Below are 17,384 nucleotides of genomic sequence, written 5' to 3'. Positions count from 1 at the left end.
AAAATAACCTTTTCTACAGGCCTTTAAAACCAAGGGGTTTCATGCGTTTGCCCTGAGCGTAAAAACGTTCCGGCTGCTGCCACTTGTTAGGCGCAGGTTGGACTTTGCTACTCATTAGTCTCGCTCCGGATCAAAGGTTTCAATAATCAATGAGGACACTCCACTGGGATCTTGTTCGTCGGGGCTCTCAAGCCCAATTGGTGGCATATTTTGATCACCCTCACCCGTTTTCATCGCAACATCAAAGGATTGCTCTAAAATCGGCATCCGGCTGCTGGACAGGAATCCGCTGACTATCGGAAAAGCGTGGCTGCCAGCATAGTTGAGAACCAACCCCTCGGAATCGTAGGATCCCCTCGGGGTATCTCCACGGCCAAGATTTGACCTTCGATAGGTTTTGCTACCAGTTACCTGTAGCAATTCCTTTATCGTCTTCGACCAATCGCTACGTGGTCTATGAAGTGAGAATGGCCTCCCATCTTGGAACAATAAAATGTTACCCAAGAGCTTCGCTAAGGATGTATCCGCTTCCAGATTTCGTGTGGTTTTACTCGTCGCCCAGGGACACTGATCCGGCCAGTCTATTTCTTCGGGATACTGCGGTAGGTTCAAGACGAGCACGTACCGTGAGCCAGAGGAATTCTTACCAAAGTTACGCAACCCTGGGCGTAGCCCTCCAGTGACGAATTCAAATGCTGGCCAAGTTGAATACAACTCCAACTGTGAGTCATTAGACTTGAGATGTGCGGTGCCGTCAGTCGACGTTTTTGCTTGCAAGAGAATTGCCCGAGAGAACGCTTTTTTGCGGCCAATGTGTTGATGAACGATGAGCAAGTCGGCAAGCTCGATACGGCGACGCGGCGAGCCGAATGCCACTTGAGGGTGTCCATGACAAAACACTCCAGATACTCGGATCGAAATTCCTTTCGGCTCAAGCAGACTCGCCCATCGTTCGGCCAGAAGAGGAACACCATCAGTGACTAATGTCGCAACAAAATCCTCTTCGCGGGTATGCTTCTTAGCGTGAGCACGCGCGTGTTGATGAGAATACCAAACGGCAGAGTTGGCACCTGAATATATGCCTTCAATCTCGCGAGTTGAGAACAACTTCTTCATCGATAAGTTAAATCCTTTTATCGCCTAACAGATATTATCAAGACAACGTCTGTATTTTCTTGTCTTTATAGAACTAAGATTTTGTCTCACACAAAACCACATTTTTCCGTAAAACAGCCGCTTAGCTTCTGGTCATACCTCAGAAAATGCCGCCCTTGTCTTTTTAATCTATCCACAGGCGGCTTTTTCAAAGCTGTATGGATATACAGTATATTGAAATTTGCCAAGCTACCGCCCTTTCTTGACAGAAACTCACACTGTTTTACATATACAGATTGCATATGAGTTATACCAAAGGAGTAAAGTCCTTACCACCCTAAAGTGTTATTTTGCTTCGATTTTTATGGGGTATTTGATGTGTGTATAGTTAATTCATCGATGGGATGTAGCAGATTTCGAGGGGGATTGATTTTTGGGGCTATTTACTTTGGAGTGATAAACAACGAGCCTGTGTAATAGGCTCGTTGTTTCGTATTGCGGGGCAAATCGGTTTATACCGGTTTAGGCAGTTCCAATCCGTTGTCTTCCATCTTACCCATGCGGTTATACATGGCGTGAGCTGCATCAATAAATGGCATGGCAAGTACCGCGCCACTGCCCTCGCCTAAGCGCAGTTCCATATCAATAAATGGGCTAAGTTGCAGCTGCTCTAAAACTAAACCAACGCCTTTTTCTGCGGAACGATGCGATGGAATCAAGTAGTCCCAAACACAGGGCGCAATTTGGCACGCCAATAGCGCTGCGGCGTAGGAGATAAACCCATCCAATACCACTGGAATCTGTTTGGCGGCAGCACCTAAAATAGCGCCTGTCATAGCGGCAACATCAAAGCCGCCTACTTTTGCCAAGATATCAACTGGGTCGGTAGGATTAGGAAAGTTAACTTCAATGGCCTGTTTGACAATCGCCAGTTTGTGTTCCAAGCGGTCGCTAGGCAAGTTTGCCCCTAGGCCAACCACATCTACAGGATCGCGGCGGGTAATCACACACACCAATGCGGCAGCTGGCGTGGTGTTGGCAACACCCAACTCACCAATACCAATCACTGTAAGCAGTTCGCGCTCAATGCACTCTTGGACATACAAAGCACTGTCGATAATGAGTTTTTCTGCAACCTCATAGGTCATGGCCGGGCCTTGGGCGATATTGCCACTGCCTCGTGCCACTTTCATATTGGTGACACCCGGCAACGCTTCGCTGTCGATGCCCACATCGATCATTTCCACGGCAACTCGGTTAGCATAGGCAAGCGCGGCAACGCCAGTTTCCCCTTTCACCGTGTTCATGGCTTGAATGGCAGTGACCTCACGCGGCGATACCGCGACATCTTCGTCATAAACGCCATGGTCGGCGCCCATCACAAAAATCTTTTTACGCCCAATTTGCCACTCTGTCGTGCGGTAAATCGCAGCCAATTGACAGGCCAGTTGCTCTAACTGCCCCAAACTTCCCACGGGTTTGAAGAGGCTTTCGACATGATGTTGAGCCTCAGTACGAACCTCATCATCAACGGGAAGGATACTTTCCGCTAACGCTACTAAAGACATCATTAGCGCTTACTCCTAACTAATTACTCTTACTTAACGCTGTTAGGCAATCATACTCGCTGCACACAGCAATACTATGATTTCAAACAACTCGTTACCGGCTCCTAGCGTATCTCCTGTCTGTCCACCTAAACTGTGATTGATGTAATAACGGTAAAGCAAACTAAAGAGATAAGACAAAATAAACACAGCAAACGCCATGCCACCGACAGCAAAAAACAGCAAAATAAAGCTGGTTAATAAGGTGATGAGATACGCTTGGCCGCTGATTTTGCCAATAAAAATATTCCCTAAGCCATTTTCGCGGGCGTACTCTTGCTCGTACATCAACACCGACATCAATGCGCGGCTGACCACCGGCGCAATGATCAAAGTCGCATAACCCGCATGTGGACTCATTTGCAGCAGCTTCGCTACCACCACCACTTTGAGTAGCAGACCAAAAATCAGCGCCAAAGTGCCGTGCGTACCAATGCGGCTATCTTTCATGATTTCGAGCATGCGTTCACGAGTGCGCGCCGAGAAAATACCGTCACAGGTATCCGCTAGCCCATCAAGGTGTAAGCCGCCGGTCAATATCGCCATCATCAGTACATAAATCACTGCGCTCACGCCGTTACCCAGTTGCAGATAATCGGCAGCAATGTGGGTTACAAACGCCGCTAAAGCACCGAGTATCAAGCCAACCCAAGGGAAATAGATGATCCCTTTATACGATTCTTTAAATTCAAATCCATCGGTCCAATGCTGCGGAACCGGAATTCGACTCATAAATTGTAGGGTTGCGAAAAACAGTTTCATGCTTAGTTATCCTTTGCCAACGTGAGTGGAAAATCATTCATAATGCGCTCAAGTTGTTCGACATCAAGCACTTTTTCAAGTTCATCGGCAAGCAGTTCAAACTGGCTATCTTTGTACGCCACATAATCAAACACGTCATCCGCTAGAGATTGTAGTCCTTTGCGTTGACGTAAACGGTTGAGTAAACGGCGTGTATACGCACCGCTATCAAATAGTCCGTGAATATAGGTGCCCGCCACCAAACCATCGGCACTGACCGCACCATCACTCACAGTGACAACGTCACCATTACGCGATTGAATCGTGGTTAAAGGCTGCATGCCTTCACCCAATTCGGTGTCGCCCATATGTATTTCATAGCCTTGCAGCGTGGTATCGTCGCAAAAAAGCCCCGACCCAGAGATCATTTGCGCCATCACTTGCGTGGTGTGCTTCTCTTTAGCAAAACGCGTCACGGTGTTGAGCAAACCTAAACCAGGCATTTCGTCAATGCCCGATTCCACCCCATCAATCAGCTGTTTACCCAGCATTTGATAGCCGCCGCAGATGCCAAGTACAGGCACTTGCTGAGCTGCTAACTCTTGAATCACCACACTAAAACCCGATTCATTAAGATAGGTTAAATCGCCAAGGGTATTTTTACTGCCGGGAATGATCAGCAAGTCAGGCTTGCCGATTTGCGCAGGTTTATTCACGTAACGCAGCTGCACGTCAGGTTGTGCCGCTAGTGCATTAAAATCGGTGAAGTTAGAAATGCGCGGCAGGCTCACCACCACGATATCGAGTTTTTCACGGTCGCTATGAATGCCGAGTTGCTGGCGCAGTTTTTCCGGTTGCAGCGCCACACCGTCTTCTTCTTCCAAATCGACATTAAGATACGGCACCACACCAATCACTGGCACACCGGTCAGTTCTCCAATTTGGCGTAAGCCCGATTCGAGTAATGCGACATCGCCACGAAATTTGTTGATGATCACGCCTTTAACACGCGCTTGCTCTTGGGGTGCCAACAGTTTGATGGTGCCGTAGATAGAGGCAAACACGCCGCCGCGATCAATATCCGCCACCAAAATCACCGGGGCGTTAATCAGTTCGGCCATGCCCATATTGACAATATCGCGATCACGCAGGTTAATTTCTGCCGGGCTTCCCGCGCCTTCGAGTACCACTGTGTCGTATTCATGAGCCAATTCGGTAAAGGCTTGCCACACTTTTTGTTGCAGTTGCGGTTTGTACTCGTGATAGGTTACGGCTTCCATATTGTCGAGCACTTTGCCCATCACAATCACTTGCGAGCGGCGCTCGCCGGTCGGCTTGAGTAATACCGGATTCATGCGCACATCGGCATCAATGCCTGCCGCTTCTGCTTGAAAAATCTGCGCGCGTCCCATCTCTTCACCGGTTTTGGTGATGCCCGAGTTGAGCGCCATATTTTGCGCTTTAAATGGAGTGACAGCGTCACCTCTACGTTTAAAAATGCGGCATAAACCGGCTACAAGAATGCTTTTCCCAACGTCAGAGGCTGTACCCTGAATCATGATGGCACGACTCATGCCTTCTCCTTTGTATTGTGCTATCGCTAACGAGTGGCCGATAGTAACAGAAAAGGCGCTATGTTCGATAACGCCTTGCTTTTCTGAAGCTAAATTAGCCGGAAATCTTGGCGCTCCACGCACGATTGACCACTATGGTCGAAAAATACGGCAGCTTTTCATCATCTGGCACCGCCATTAAATCCCGGTAAGTCACTTCGGTTTCCATAGAGGCATTGGCCATCATCACCGCATGCTCAACTAAATCGAGCTCTCGCAGCAGCTCGCGAATTTGTTGAAAGCGTCCATAGACTTTCATCAGCACCACGCACTCGTGATTTTGCAATGCGGCCGTTAATACTTCTGGCTCTGCGGTGCATGACATCACTGCCATGGATTGCTGCTCCATCGCCAGCGGGAACTGAGCTGCAGAAGCGATGCAAGAATAAGAGGAGATGCCCGGAATCACTTCCAGTGCTAAGCCTTTATTGTGTAAACGCTCAAGCAAGAACACCCAAGTGGCAAACAACATGCTGTCGCCTAGAGTAATAAAGCCCACTTGTTTGCCTGCGCGCACATCGTTTTCGATATCCAGCGCCACTTCATCCCACACGCCTTGCTTTTCATCCGCATTGGCGGTCATTGGGAAATGACGCTCTTGAATCTCCACTTGCTCGCCAAGATACTCACGAACAATCGATAGCGCCAAGCTGTCACCGCCTTTGCGCCCGGCTGGTGCATACAACACATCCAATTTCTCTAGTAAACGCGCCGCGCGAACCGTGATTAAATCGCTCGCGCCAGGTCCCGTGCCAATGGCGTAAAGTTTTCCTTCACTCATGCGACGTTCTCCAATTTAGTGATCGCTTGTGCCAAATGGTTGACGAACATCTCGCGAATTAATGGGTTTTCCCCCAACCCTTGCACGATCGGTTCCGCTTCAATGCCCGCTTGCGTCACGACCGTTTTCCATGAGTCCTCTTCGTCCGAAGCCATGTCGTTAATTGCATGATCGCCCGCCACCAGCATCAGTGGCATCAGGTACACTTTACGCACCTGTTCTTTGTGTAAACGTTCAATCACGGTGTCGATTTCTGGGTAGCTTTCCACCGCGCCAACCACCATCGGCAATTTCTTGTCCATCAGCATGTGATCTAAACAGGCATAAGCGGCAAACGCGTGGTGCGTCGCGCCGTGTCCCATCAATACTAAACGTTCATCGGCTTCCAATCTCGGACATTGATACTCAATCGCTTTAATTAAGTCTTGATAATCATCGTAACTGCTAAGTAGCGGTAACCCAATGTTTAAACGAGCAAATTTGCCTTGGAAACTTTGGATCTCACGGGCGATTTTTTCATACTCGTCACCATTGATGATGTGCAGAGATTGTACCAACACATCCTGATACCCAGCGTCGAGTAAGGCTTGTAGCGCCTGTTGTGGGTTATTGATCTGCACGTTATCGCGACGCGCTAACTTCTTGATGATCATTGACGACGTAAACGCGCGAAACGCATCGCGATCAGGGTGAGCATCGGCTAAAGTCTGCTCGCAAGCGACAATGTTTTTTTCCATTGTCTCGGGATAACTGGTCCCAAAGCTGATCACTAACAAGGCTTTTTTCATAGTTTGTTCCACTCTCTTTTTCACACCCAGTTGGTGTGAAAGGGCTAGTAGTATCAGCAGGCAGCGCCTACTGAATAAATTCATTTTTACAGCGAGTGATAGCTCGCCAACAGAGCCTTACAGGCATCAATATCGTGCAATAACGCGCTGTACTCACCATTTAACACCGGCTGAGGTCGTTCAATCACAATGCAAGCAATGCCAAGCTCTAAACACGGGCGCATTTTTTCCAAAAAACCGCCCGCTTGACCGGACTCTTTGGTCACCATCACATCCGGTGCAACTGTTTGATACACCGCATGGTTTAAGGCTTCGCTAAACGGACCTTTCATCGCGATGATGTTATCCACGCCAAGGCCTAACGCTTCACACTGCTCAAGCACTTCCGCCGTTGGCAGAACTCGTGCAATCAACATCTGCTCAGGTAGCTGCGCACAAAAGGTCGCGAGATCTTTACTGCCTGTGGTGAGCAGCACTTTGTGCCAACCTTGCTTTTGCACCATTTCACACGCTTCAGCTACCGAATGAACGCGAGTGATAAGCTCATGTTCAATCGACTGACTTAGGCGTTCAAAACGCATCAAAGGCAAACCGAGCTCAGTTGCCGCGGTCATGATGTTTTGGCGCAGCTCTTGCGCATACGGATGAGCGGCATCAATCACATGGGTAATCTGATGTTCCATCATCCACTGCTGCATTTGCAGTGCGTCCATGCGCCCGACAATCAACTCACCTTGAATGCTGGGCTTGCCATCGGTGCCTTGCGCCATTTGGCGACCCGCATCGGTCGCCACAGAAAAGGTGTAAGGTAAGCCGAGCTGCTCAATCGCGCCGCACAGCGCGATCGAATCGGACGTGCCACCAAACACGAGGAGTTGTGGTGAACTCACTGCGCGCTACCTGCCAATTCAGAATCTGCATGCTCTACATCTGTCAGCTCAGCGTCACGCTTGCCTTCTACAGAGTAACCGCGCGGTGTCACCATCAAACCGTTTTCGATGTAAGTCGATTTGTTACCGACAATCACCAAGGTGCGCATATCCACCAATTCAAAATCCATCTCTTCGAACGTGGTGATCCATTTTTCTTCTTTACGACGACCCGCTTCTTTGACAATTCCCACGGGCGTTTTGCCATCCACAAACGGCGACATCAGTTCAAACGCGCGTTTTAAGTGACCTTCACGACCGCGACTGCGTGGGTTGTAGAAACAGACCACAAAGTCCGCTTCGGCTGCAGATTTCACGCGCTGCTCAATCACTTCCCAAGGGGTTAATAGGTCACTCAAGCTAATGTGACAAAAATCATGCATCAAAGGTGCGCCAAGCACAGAAGCGGCAGCGATACTCGCGGTCATACCCGGAATCACTTTCACTTCCACGTCCCATTTTTGGCGTGTCACCATTTCTAAAATCAAGCCCGCCATGCCATATACGCCCGCATCGCCACTACTGATGATCGCGACGGTTTTTCCTTCTTGAGCCAACTCTAGTGCGGTCGTGCAACGTTCAATCTCAGCGCACATACCCGTTTTGATCACGGTTTTGTCGCCCGTCAGCTCTTTCATCAAATGGGTGTAGGTTTTGTAACCCACAATAATATCCGATTCTTCAATGGCGCGGCGCGCTTCAAAGGTCATCATATCGAGGCCGCCAGGGCCAATACCTACCACATATAACATGCTTTTTTAACTCCAAAAGTGAAGGTCATGCCTTGTTGTTTCACGGTATCTCCGACCAAACACCCTTGGCTAATGATCCAGGCTGAGGGCTGAGAAACGGCGCCAACACCGACCGTTTTTCTAACAAACTCCGATTCTGGGCCGCTCCAGCCCGAATCGTTTAATTGTGCCGCGCTGAAAAAACTCAGCGAAGCGTGATACTGTTGAGCCAACTGCAAAATCGCAGGCTCGTCTTGTTTGACATCAATGCTGGCAAACTGGGTTAACGCCAAAGGATGCCAATTGCGCTCGTGCAATAATTGCGCAAAGCTCTGCGCCATCAAACTCGGCTCAAGGTCGCGGCGACAGCCCATGCCGACCACAAGTTGCTGCGGCACGATCTGATAAGCATTTGAAAGTGCTGACCACTCACCTAACTCTTGCTGCATCGAGACCAGCAGCACATGGTCGCAATCAACGGCTTCGCTTGGCTGCTTAAGCCGTGTTAGACCACGTAAATCGAGCCGATTGAGATCCAAATCGAGCCAAGCGATCGTGCGTGGATCAAAATAGATCCCCACTTTTTCACCGCTGACCAAGGCTTGATTGAGCACTTTGACTGCGTCACGAAAATCCACCATGGTGGCACCAAGTTGCTTAACCAACACATCAATCGCACAAATCTGGTTTACATCTGTTGCGGTGGTAATCACCGGGGTTGCGCCCACACGCGCTGCCAATTGACACGCTAGTTCGTTCGCGCCGCCAATGTGCCCAGAAAGCAAGCTAATCACATGCTGCCCTTTTTCATCCATCACCAGTACGGCGGGATCGTGCAACTTGTCTTGCACTAGTGGCGCTAAGGTGCGCACCACAATCCCGCACGCGCCAATCACGATGATCGCTTCATCACGAGCAAAGGCTTCCGCTAAGGTGGCAGCAAAACTGCCACTGAATGCGGTAAAACCCGGTTTGAGGTATTTCTCTGCGCAGTAACACTTCACTGGCCATAACGCCTGAATGCGCTCGGCCAATGCCTGCCCACCCGGGGTTAACGAGAGTAACGATACCCTTGCGGGATCAGCGATACTCATGGCTAAACTCCGCATCGTAGAGTTTCGAGTAGTGATACTCTTCCCCTAAGAAGCGCCCGACCAAAATCAGTGCGGTTTTATTAATTCCCGCGGCATTCACTTGCTCAGCGATATTGGTTAAATCGCCACGAATGATTTGGCAGTCATCCCATGTCGCTTTGTACACCACCGCCGCTGGCGTCTCTTGTGGGTAACCGCCTTTGAGAAGCTGTTTCACCACACTTTCAATGCCTTGTACTGAAAGGAAAATCGCCATAGAGGTTTGATGCGCAGCAAAGCGTTCAATCGATTCCAACTCAGGGGTTGGCGTACGACCTGCCATGCGGGTAATCACCAAGCTTTGTGACACCTCTGGCACCGTGTATTCCACGCCCAGTTCCGACGCTGCACCCAAGAAAGAAGAGACCCCCGCCACAGAGCGAAAACCAATGCCGTGTTTTGCCAGCTCTTCCCCTTGTTCACGAATCGAACCGTACAGCGACAAATCGCCCGTTTGCAGACGAACCACCAGCTTGCCAGCTTTGATGCCGTTCACCATCAATTCGGTAATTTGATCAAGGTGCAAATAGGCACTGTCATGACATTCCGCTTCGGGCTTGCAGTAATCGAGCAGCTCTTTATTGATCAGCGATCCCGCGTAAATCACTACGTCAGCTTGGCTTAAAATTTTGTAGCCTTTGAGGGTGATCAGTTCTGGGTCACCGGGACCTGCACCCACGAAATAGACCATTGAGGGATCAAATGTCGCCATGAGCTTTCCCCTTCTTGCAAGAGACCACATAAGTGGGGTTATTTGGTTTGAAGTAGTAACCTTTCCCCAGCGTCGCGTAGTTGGATACCAAGATTTGACAGCAATCGAGGTCATCCACCTCGCACTGTTTCAAGTGATTCAGCGCTTCACTGAGGTTATCTTGCAGGATAAAGCTCAACACCAAACGGCCTTTCTCGACTAAGTGCTGCAAACTCCAATCGATGATGTCGGTAAGATTACCGCCGCTGCCACCGATAAACATCGCATCCACATGACCGGTAAAATCGCAAGGCGCGGTCTGAGCAAGAATGCGGATCTGTTCGCAGCCAAAGCGTTGGCAGTTATCTTTAATCAGATCAACCGCTTGTGGCTTTTGCTCGATAGCAAGAATGTTTAAGTTAGGGTGACGAATCGCCGCTTCAATCGCGACACTGCCCGTCCCAGCGCCAACATCCACAAAGCGGCTAGCACTATTGAGTTCGAGACGTTCTAACACTACAGAACGCACTTCGCGTTTGGTCATTGGGACGGTTTCGCCCCGTAAAAATTCACTGTCTTTCATTGACTATTATCACCACATTCATGTCATATTCTGGCTGCACTTGCTCGGGAGTAAGTACAGAAATCCGTTGGCTTGGGTAACCGAGGTTTTCACCGATGATCAAGGTCCGTTTGAAGCCGCGCGCCAGGATTTCCTGTGCGATTTGATAAGGACCAATCACCTTATCGGTCACTAATGCCGTTTTATCGTGCATTAAAATAAAATCGAAATTGGGCTGCTTGCCGTGGCTACTGGTGATGTACACATCGTTCATATCCAGCCCGACCGCACTAAACAGCGCTTGAATCGAGCTGATGCCAGGCACAATTTGGCGCTCATGTTCAGCAAAGGCTTCGGCAATGCGTTTACCTATGCCAAACAGCATGGGGTCTCCCGAGGCGAGCACCACAATCTTGCGCGATTGATTAACGCGCAGCCATTCGATGGTGGCATCGATGTCGACGCCCATCAGATGTTTTTCTGCTGGGTGACCATCAAATTCACTAAGGAGACGTCGCCAGCCAACCAGCACATCCGCTTCATCAATCAAAGCTTGCGCTGCATGCGTGATCAGCGCTTTATCGCCGGGTCCGGTGCCTATTACGCTGATCATGCTAAGTCTCCTTTGGGAACCGACTTATCGGCTACCTCGCCAACCATCTCGCTCACTGGGCGGTTTGCACCGAGCACAATGTTGTCGTAAGAAAACAGCACCACATCGCAAGTCATCTTATGCGTGGCATAACGCAGCATATGCTCGACTTTTTCGACAATCGCTTTGGCGATTTCGTCATACACGTCATCAAAACCTTGCTCGTGAATCAGCTCCATTGCGGCTTCGGTGGTCGGGCAAGCAAACACCGCTTTGAGCAGATCGTTCGGCGCGCCAAGTAAAGCCAAATGCGTGACCAAGGTTTCCATGCGCGCATCCGCTACATGGGAGTGCGTATGAAACACCCCCGCCGCCACTTTGACCAATTTGCCCAAGTGCCCGACCATGATCACCCGTTTAAATTGCAGGCGATTGGCTTCTTGCAGCATGTAGCCGACAAAGTTGCTCATGTTCACAACCAAATCGCCGCTTAAATGCAGCTCATCGGTGACAAAGCGTTCGCCATGATTGCCCGGCACGAAAATGATTTCTTCCATGCCAAAGGCGCGTTTTTGCTCCAGCTCAATCGCAAGAGATCGTTTCCAGCTCTCTTCCGACATCGGCGTCACAATGCCCGTGGTGCCTATAATGGAAATGCCGCCTTCAATGCCCAACCGAGCGTTGTAGGTGCGCGTGGCACGCTCTTCTCCTTCTGGAGCAAAGATAACCACTTTTGCCCCTTGATTAGGGCCAATCACGCCGCGCACTTCTTGCTCGATGGTATGACGTGGCGTTTTATTGATTGCCGCCCAACCAATCGGTAGACCGACGCCTTTTTGCGTCACTACACCCACGCCTTCACCGCCGGTGATTTCAATGTCGGTGCTCTCTTCTAACAAGGACACACGCGCAAAAATCAACATGTCGTGAGTGGCATCCACATCATCGCCACCATCTTTGCGTATCGCCGCGGCCGCTTCATTGCCTTGAATGGAAGGCTCTTCCACATTCAAATTGAGCGTCACACCTGATGGCGTCACAATCGATACCTGATAGATCAGCTGTTGGCGCGCAATCATCAAGGCGGCTACTTTCGCCGCAGCCGTGGCGCACGATCCGGTGGTGTAACCTTTGCGATAAGCTTTACCGCGATGCCACACTAACTCCTCGCCGCCGGGGCTGGCACTGGCGCTAATCGGTGAGGCTTGCTGAGTCTCTTCGCTCATGCGTTTGCCTTATTGTGATTGGCTTGGGCTTTTGCATCGTCGGCTGCCATATCGCGAATGTGGTACAGCACTGCATTAATAATGGCTGCCGCCACATTGCTACCGCCTTTACGACCAAGCGCTGCAATGTGTGGGAAACGGCTTTCGTGCAGGGCTTGTTTTGATTCTGCTGCACCGACAAAGCCTACCGGCACACCAATGGCGATGGGCAAATCAGCTGCATCAAAACGCCCTTCATGACTGAGCAATTGGAACAACGCCGTTGGCGCATTACCAAACACGAACACATGGTTACCCTCTTCTTGCACCACTTTATCGACCGCAGCCATAGAGCGAGTAATCCCGTTGGCTTTGGCAATTTCGGCCACTTCTGGATCAGCGATATAACAGCGCGTTTCGCAGCCGTATTCGGCTAATAAGCGTTTGTTAATGCCTGATAACGCCATGGTGGTATCGGTGACTAAGGTGCAACCCGAGCGAATCGCTTGTTGCAATTTATCCAACACATCCGGTGAGAATTTTAAGATCTCCAACCAATCAAAATCCGCTGTGGTATGAATGGCGCGGGTGATGATCTTTTTCTCTAACTCATTGTGAAAACGGTACTCGGGAAACTCTTCCGCGATGATGCCGTCAATGATTTCAAAGCTTGTGCTTTCAATGAGTTGCGGCTGTTGAATAAAGGTCATAGTGATTCCCTAATGCATAATCCAAGAACAAAGTGTGAAAATAATCAGTGCGGCGCACGAAGCAACAAACAACATTTGGTTCGCATTGACGATGTCTTGCGGCTCAATATCGCGCTTAAGATCGCCAATCCATGGTTTTTCCACCATCTGACCAAAATAGCGATTTGGCCCACCCAATTGCACACCCAGCGCGCCTGCCACAGTCGCCTCTGACCAAGCAGAATTGGGGCTTTTATGCTGATAGCGATCGCGCCAGCCAATGTGCAGCGCACTACGCCAATCCAGTTTGAGCACCCACGCGGCGATGGTTAACAGCAACCAACCTAAACGTGCTGGGATAAGATTGAATAAATCATCCATCTTAGCCGAAACAAAGCCTAACTCGCGGTAACGGTCATTTTTGTAACCCACCATCGAATCGAGGGTATTGATCGCCTTGTAGGCCATCGCCAACGGCACGCCTCCAATGAACAGATAAAAGAGCGGTGCAATCACGCCATCGACACTGTTTTCCGCCACGGTTTCGACCGTGGCGCGAGTAATTTGCGGCGCTTCGAGTTGTGAAGTATCACGACCAACAATGTAGGAGAGCATGATGCGACTTTGGCCTAAATCCCCTTGTTCGAGGGGCTTCATCACATCCAAAGCGCAATCTTTGAGGCATTTACCCGCCAGTACCGTCAGTGCCAGCCAAAGCTCGACCGCCGATCCCAATAACCAGTGCCAATGGAACAGACTAAACAGCAAACCTTGCGTGACCGCGTAACTTCCACCAACGATCACCACCCATAAAATGCCACCTGCGATGTAGAGCCACTGCGGCTTTTCACCTAAGCTGCGCAGCCATTTCTCCATCCGGCTGATGGACGTTCCTATCCAACGAATCGGATGCGGCCAACTCGGCGGATCGCCAATCAGCCAATCGAGAAGAAACGCAAACCAGATGATGACGAGACTCATTTTGTTGCCTCTTGGGTTGAGTTAATACGCAACTGTTGCTGCTCTTTCGCCAGCGTAAACCAATGCTGAATCAGCTCGGGCTGCTGAGCAAAATGCAGGTGCAGATAGGTCGCTAAGGTATTACCGACTTGATAACCACCACCCCAACGCGAAATGATGTCACCATCGCGTTCTTTGGTCATATCGAACACGGGCTCAAGCTCGGTCGTAAACTCGGAATAGTGAAATTCGTGACCGCGTAACACAGTCTGTTGCGGACAAATCACTGTATTAACATTGGCTGTAGCAAAGCAATAACCAAAACGTTTCAATGACTTAGTCATCACACTACTGCCAGACAAAATCCCCACCATAGGGTGTGTGTCCCCGTTAGTATCGCTAAGGCTGTCGCCGAGATACATCAAGCCGCCACACTCGGCATAAATTGGGGTACCTTGTTGATGGAGGGTGCGCAGTGATGCAAGCATGCTGCTATTTTGCGCCAATTGTGCGCCATACGATTCAGGATAACCGCCGCCGATGTACACCAAATCACACTCGGGTACGGCGACATCTTCTAGAGGGCTAAAACGCACAATGGTCGCGCCCTGCTGCTCAAGTAAATCGAGGTTATCTTGATAATAAAAGTTAAACGCGTTGTCGTGCGCTAGCGCGACGGTTAAACCCAAGCCCGCTTGTGCAACCGGCGCTTCAGGTTCGGAAAAATCAAACTCACTAAAGCCTGCTTCTTGGTCGGCAATATCACTGATGGCGAGTAAGGCATCCAAATCGATGTGCTCTTCAATTGCCTTAGCAAGAGTTTGCCAATGTGGGTCAAAGCGTGACGATTCTTGCGCCGTCAACAAACCTAAATGGCGCTCAGGCAATTCGATTTCTGGCAACTTAGGTAGGCGACCTAATACGGGAATTTGGCAGTATTTTTCCACTGCCGCGCGAATCAAATCCAAATGGCTATCGGAATTGACGTTATTGAAAATTACCCCAGCGATATTGAGTTCAGGGTCGAAGTGTTGAAAACCCATCACGGTCGCTGCTGCCGAAGTAGACACCGCTCGTCCATCCACCACCAAAATCACCGGTAGATTCAAATCACGGGCAAGGCCTGCTGTGCTGCAATAATGCGGGTCGACGCCATAGCCATCGTAAAGGCCCATCACCCCTTCAATCACGGCGATATCGGCTTGGGAAGTATGAGAATAGAAAAGAGAACGCATGGTTTCTGCGGGCAGCATAAAGGCATCCAAATTACGCGATGCCACGCCACTGACACGAGTGTGCCAAGCGGTATCGATATAGTCCGGTCCGACTTTATAAGGTTGTACCGCTAAACCGCGATTGGTTAGCGCCTTTAATAGACCCAAAGTCATGGTTGTTTTTCCACAACCACTGTTTGTTCCGGCAATCACAAATGCTTTCATATTCCACCACAAGGTATGAGTAAGTCCTTGGCGGAGAGATCTGAAAAACAAGTGTTACAGCAACTCCCATACGGCAGCTCTGCTCGACTGTTTCCACTCTCTTCCCACCGAAGGAGTTTGGAGTTCATAGTGACTCGTCTTCTGGCTTAGCGTCATTCGCTTTGGCTCCTTCCCGTTTTCTACAAACAGTGGTTTTAGCCAAATTGTCAGCATTACAGCAGCGGGGGCTGCGGAGGATTCTCACCTCACTTCCGGTGCATCGCTCAAACGATGCGCATCTCTATGAAAAACGGATAAATAAACGTGCTACTATACCTCAAGCTTATCCCAAGCGACATGCGCTTTGCGCTGCATTGTTTACCTTCGTGACCCTTTCCATATAACCCTTGCTATGTAACCAAGCTAGGTATCCAAGTTATAGAACCAAGCACCTTTAATGTAACCAAGCACCAGCGCGCTAAAAGCGAATAACAGCACAAATTTTTAGCCAGATGTTGCACAACTGCATAATTACGCCAATCTCGCTAATATCGATGATCTATTGATGAACTTAAATCACCTTAATGGTCATCACTTTCTGTGCTGTTACACAAATTTGAAGTGCTACCATATTAATATTTGACCTAGTCAATCAATGATGTAGATCAACAGAATTTGGTTTTCTTGCCATCTTAGCCAAATTGCACAAAATAAATTCTTTCCGGAAAATCAAACGCTTTAAATATTTCACCACATTGGTGATTTCTTCGGCTAAATTGAATTTTATTCATCTACAAATTGAAATAATTTCATTTATTCGCGGCACTATTTTATTACTCTGTTTATTTCTCTATTTATTTTTTCGTAAATCGTTATTAACTGACACATTATTGTCGTGGCTCAAAAAAAGAGGCGATCAGCGGTGTTACTGTCAAACGCAGATACCAAATAACATCAATAAGATAGTGCTCGATAAACCATCGCAAGGCAGCATGATGGCTATCAAGGCTGAATAAAGAGAAATGTAACTATGCCAGGAAAAGTATGGCTCGTCGGAGCAGGCCCAGGAGATCCCACCCTTATCACAGTGAAAGGATTGCACTGCATCCGCCAAGCTGATGTCTTGGTCTACGACCGACTTGTGTGTAAAGAGTTGCTCAGTGAAGCAAGTGCGCAATGTGAAATGATCAATGTGGGCAAAACCCCTAACTTTCATCCTATACCACAAGAAGAAATCAATAATATCTTGATAAAACATGCACTTCAGGGGCAGAATGTTGTTCGGCTAAAAGGTGGCGACCCCTACGTGTTTGGTCGCGGTGGTGAAGAAGCAGAAGCGCTGATCCCACACCAAATCCCGTTTGAAGTGGTGCCGGGTATCACCTCTGCGATTGGTGGCTTGGCCTATGCGGGCATTCCTGTCACCCATCGTGATTGCGCCTCTTCTTTTCATGTGATTACCGGACATCGTAAAGAAGGCAAAGATCAGGTTGATTGGTCACAATACGCCAAACTCGATGGCACCTTAGTAGTGTTGATGGGCATGAGCCAACTGGACCACATCTGTCAGTCGCTGATGTTATGTGGCAAAGAGGCCTCAACGCCGGTTGCCGTTGTTCGCTATGCATCACGTAAAGAACAACAAGTGGTGTGCGGTAACCTAGACAGTATCGCCACCTTGGTGCAAGACGCTGGATTACGCTCTCCTGCCCTGATTGTTATCGGTAAGGTAGCGGAAAAACACACAATTTTGGAATTTACTGCCACGCATCAAGAGATACAATCTCTAGCACTCACTAACTAAGTGGCCAGTAATAATAATTATAACAACACAACATCAATATAATTT

At 49.2% G+C, this 17,384-nt stretch carries 17 protein-coding genes and 1 riboswitch; of the genes, 1 reads left to right on the top strand and 16 read right to left on the bottom strand.

From position 1 onward, the window contains the following. Positions 1-114: 114 nt before the first annotated feature. From OCV11_RS20545 to OCV11_RS20470, 16 genes are all read right to left on the bottom strand, one after another. Positions 115-1,116, bottom strand: coding sequence for a hypothetical protein (locus OCV11_RS20545; RefSeq protein WP_261897872.1), 1,002 nt, complete (start codon positions 1,114-1,116; stop codon positions 115-117). Between the two features lie 491 nt (positions 1,117-1,607). Further along, positions 1,608-2,666 (bottom strand): nicotinate-nucleotide--dimethylbenzimidazole phosphoribosyltransferase, encoded by a 1,059-nt coding sequence (gene cobT / locus OCV11_RS20540; RefSeq protein WP_261897871.1) that lies wholly within the window; start codon positions 2,664-2,666, stop codon positions 1,608-1,610. A 39-nt stretch (positions 2,667-2,705) separates the two neighbouring features. Next, positions 2,706-3,464, bottom strand: coding sequence for an adenosylcobinamide-GDP ribazoletransferase (gene cobS, locus OCV11_RS20535; protein ID WP_261897870.1), 759 nt, complete (start codon positions 3,462-3,464; stop codon positions 2,706-2,708). 2 nt (positions 3,465-3,466) lie between these two features. Then, positions 3,467-5,017, bottom strand: a complete 1,551-nt coding sequence (locus tag OCV11_RS20530; protein ID WP_261897869.1) for a cobyric acid synthase — start codon at positions 5,015-5,017, stop codon at positions 3,467-3,469. A gap of 94 nt (positions 5,018-5,111) precedes the next feature. Then, on the bottom strand, positions 5,112-5,837 hold the full coding sequence (locus OCV11_RS20525) for a cobalt-factor II C(20)-methyltransferase (RefSeq protein WP_261897868.1): 726 nt from the start codon (positions 5,835-5,837) through the stop codon (positions 5,112-5,114). Then, positions 5,834-6,625: a sirohydrochlorin cobaltochelatase gene (cbiK, locus tag OCV11_RS20520; protein ID WP_261897867.1), complete on the bottom strand. Its 792-nt coding sequence runs from the start codon at positions 6,623-6,625 to the stop codon at positions 5,834-5,836. Before cbiK ends, OCV11_RS20525 begins: the two co-directional genes overlap by 4 nt. Positions 6,626-6,711: 86 nt before the next feature. Continuing rightward, the gene (gene cobK, locus OCV11_RS20515) at positions 6,712-7,515 is read right to left on the bottom strand and encodes a precorrin-6A reductase (RefSeq protein ID WP_261897866.1); all 804 of its coding nucleotides are present in this window, start codon (positions 7,513-7,515) and stop codon (positions 6,712-6,714) included. Continuing rightward, on the bottom strand, positions 7,512-8,306 hold the full coding sequence (locus OCV11_RS20510; RefSeq protein ID WP_261897865.1) for a precorrin-3B C(17)-methyltransferase: 795 nt from the start codon (positions 8,304-8,306) through the stop codon (positions 7,512-7,514). The genes cobK and OCV11_RS20510 overlap by 4 nt, the downstream gene beginning before the upstream one ends. Continuing rightward, positions 8,291-9,379: a cobalt-precorrin 5A hydrolase gene (locus tag OCV11_RS20505; RefSeq protein ID WP_261897864.1), complete on the bottom strand. Its 1,089-nt coding sequence runs from the start codon at positions 9,377-9,379 to the stop codon at positions 8,291-8,293. The genes OCV11_RS20510 and OCV11_RS20505 overlap by 16 nt, the downstream gene beginning before the upstream one ends. After that, positions 9,366-10,130 carry a cobalt-precorrin-4 methyltransferase gene (locus OCV11_RS20500; protein ID WP_261897863.1) on the bottom strand — a complete coding sequence of 255 codons (765 nt, stop codon included), beginning with the start codon at positions 10,128-10,130 and terminating at the stop codon, positions 9,366-9,368. Before OCV11_RS20500 ends, OCV11_RS20505 begins: the two co-directional genes overlap by 14 nt. Beyond that, entirely contained in the window at positions 10,117-10,692 is a 576-nt protein-coding gene (locus tag OCV11_RS20495) for a decarboxylating cobalt-precorrin-6B (C(15))-methyltransferase (protein WP_261897862.1), read from the bottom strand. The genes OCV11_RS20500 and OCV11_RS20495 overlap by 14 nt, the downstream gene beginning before the upstream one ends. After that, positions 10,679-11,284: a cobalt-precorrin-7 (C(5))-methyltransferase gene (locus tag OCV11_RS20490; RefSeq protein ID WP_261897861.1), complete on the bottom strand. Its 606-nt coding sequence runs from the start codon at positions 11,282-11,284 to the stop codon at positions 10,679-10,681. The genes OCV11_RS20495 and OCV11_RS20490 overlap by 14 nt, the downstream gene beginning before the upstream one ends. Continuing rightward, positions 11,281-12,489, bottom strand: a complete 1,209-nt coding sequence (gene cbiD, locus OCV11_RS20485; protein ID WP_261897860.1) for a cobalt-precorrin-5B (C(1))-methyltransferase CbiD — start codon at positions 12,487-12,489, stop codon at positions 11,281-11,283. Before cbiD ends, OCV11_RS20490 begins: the two co-directional genes overlap by 4 nt. Continuing rightward, on the bottom strand, positions 12,486-13,178 hold the full coding sequence (locus tag OCV11_RS20480; RefSeq protein WP_261897859.1) for a cobalt-precorrin-8 methylmutase: 693 nt from the start codon (positions 13,176-13,178) through the stop codon (positions 12,486-12,488). Before OCV11_RS20480 ends, cbiD begins: the two co-directional genes overlap by 4 nt. Before the next feature lie 9 nt (positions 13,179-13,187). Next, the gene (gene cbiB, locus OCV11_RS20475) at positions 13,188-14,138 is read right to left on the bottom strand and encodes an adenosylcobinamide-phosphate synthase CbiB (RefSeq protein ID WP_261897858.1); all 951 of its coding nucleotides are present in this window, start codon (positions 14,136-14,138) and stop codon (positions 13,188-13,190) included. Further along, positions 14,135-15,556 carry a cobyrinate a,c-diamide synthase gene (locus OCV11_RS20470; RefSeq protein ID WP_261897857.1) on the bottom strand — a complete coding sequence of 474 codons (1,422 nt, stop codon included), beginning with the start codon at positions 15,554-15,556 and terminating at the stop codon, positions 14,135-14,137. Before OCV11_RS20470 ends, cbiB begins: the two co-directional genes overlap by 4 nt. A 114-nt stretch (positions 15,557-15,670) precedes the next feature. After that, positions 15,671-15,853: riboswitch (cobalamin riboswitch) on the bottom strand. A gap of 712 nt (positions 15,854-16,565) precedes the next feature. Between OCV11_RS20470 and cobA the strand changes: the two genes are divergently transcribed. Continuing rightward, positions 16,566-17,339, top strand: a complete 774-nt coding sequence (cobA, locus tag OCV11_RS20465) for a uroporphyrinogen-III C-methyltransferase (protein WP_261897856.1) — start codon at positions 16,566-16,568, stop codon at positions 17,337-17,339. Positions 17,340-17,384: the final 45 nt, after the last annotated feature.

The organism is Vibrio porteresiae DSM 19223, from assembly GCF_024347055.1.
GTDB lineage: Bacteria > Pseudomonadota > Gammaproteobacteria > Enterobacterales > Vibrionaceae > Vibrio > Vibrio porteresiae.
This window is presented reverse-complemented; position numbering and strand designations above follow the sequence as displayed.

Coding starts and splice junctions, on each gene's coding strand:
- OCV11_RS20490 (WP_261897861.1), bottom strand. CDS start 11,284: ATGATCAGCGTAATAGGCACCGGACCCGGCGATAAAGCGCTGATCACG.
- OCV11_RS20545 (WP_261897872.1), bottom strand. CDS start 1,116: ATGAAGAAGTTGTTCTCAACTCGCGAGATTGAAGGCATATATTCAGGT.
- OCV11_RS20500 (WP_261897863.1), bottom strand. CDS start 10,130: ATGGCGACATTTGATCCCTCAATGGTCTATTTCGTGGGTGCAGGTCCC.
- OCV11_RS20470 (WP_261897857.1), bottom strand. CDS start 15,556: ATGAAAGCATTTGTGATTGCCGGAACAAACAGTGGTTGTGGAAAAACA.
- cbiD (WP_261897860.1), bottom strand. CDS start 12,489: ATGAGCGAAGAGACTCAGCAAGCCTCACCGATTAGCGCCAGTGCCAGC.
- OCV11_RS20505 (WP_261897864.1), bottom strand. CDS start 9,379: ATGAGTATCGCTGATCCCGCAAGGGTATCGTTACTCTCGTTAACCCCG.
- cbiK (WP_261897867.1), bottom strand. CDS start 6,625: ATGAAAAAAGCCTTGTTAGTGATCAGCTTTGGGACCAGTTATCCCGAG.
- cobS (WP_261897870.1), bottom strand. CDS start 3,464: ATGAAACTGTTTTTCGCAACCCTACAATTTATGAGTCGAATTCCGGTT.
- cobA (WP_261897856.1), top strand. CDS start 16,566: ATGCCAGGAAAAGTATGGCTCGTCGGAGCAGGCCCAGGAGATCCCACC.
- cbiB (WP_261897858.1), bottom strand. CDS start 14,138: ATGAGTCTCGTCATCATCTGGTTTGCGTTTCTTCTCGATTGGCTGATT.
- OCV11_RS20480 (WP_261897859.1), bottom strand. CDS start 13,178: ATGACCTTTATTCAACAGCCGCAACTCATTGAAAGCACAAGCTTTGAA.
- OCV11_RS20525 (WP_261897868.1), bottom strand. CDS start 5,837: ATGAGTGAAGGAAAACTTTACGCCATTGGCACGGGACCTGGCGCGAGC.
- OCV11_RS20510 (WP_261897865.1), bottom strand. CDS start 8,306: ATGTTATATGTGGTAGGTATTGGCCCTGGCGGCCTCGATATGATGACC.
- OCV11_RS20530 (WP_261897869.1), bottom strand. CDS start 5,017: ATGAGTCGTGCCATCATGATTCAGGGTACAGCCTCTGACGTTGGGAAA.
- OCV11_RS20495 (WP_261897862.1), bottom strand. CDS start 10,692: ATGAAAGACAGTGAATTTTTACGGGGCGAAACCGTCCCAATGACCAAA.
- cobT (WP_261897871.1), bottom strand. CDS start 2,666: ATGATGTCTTTAGTAGCGTTAGCGGAAAGTATCCTTCCCGTTGATGAT.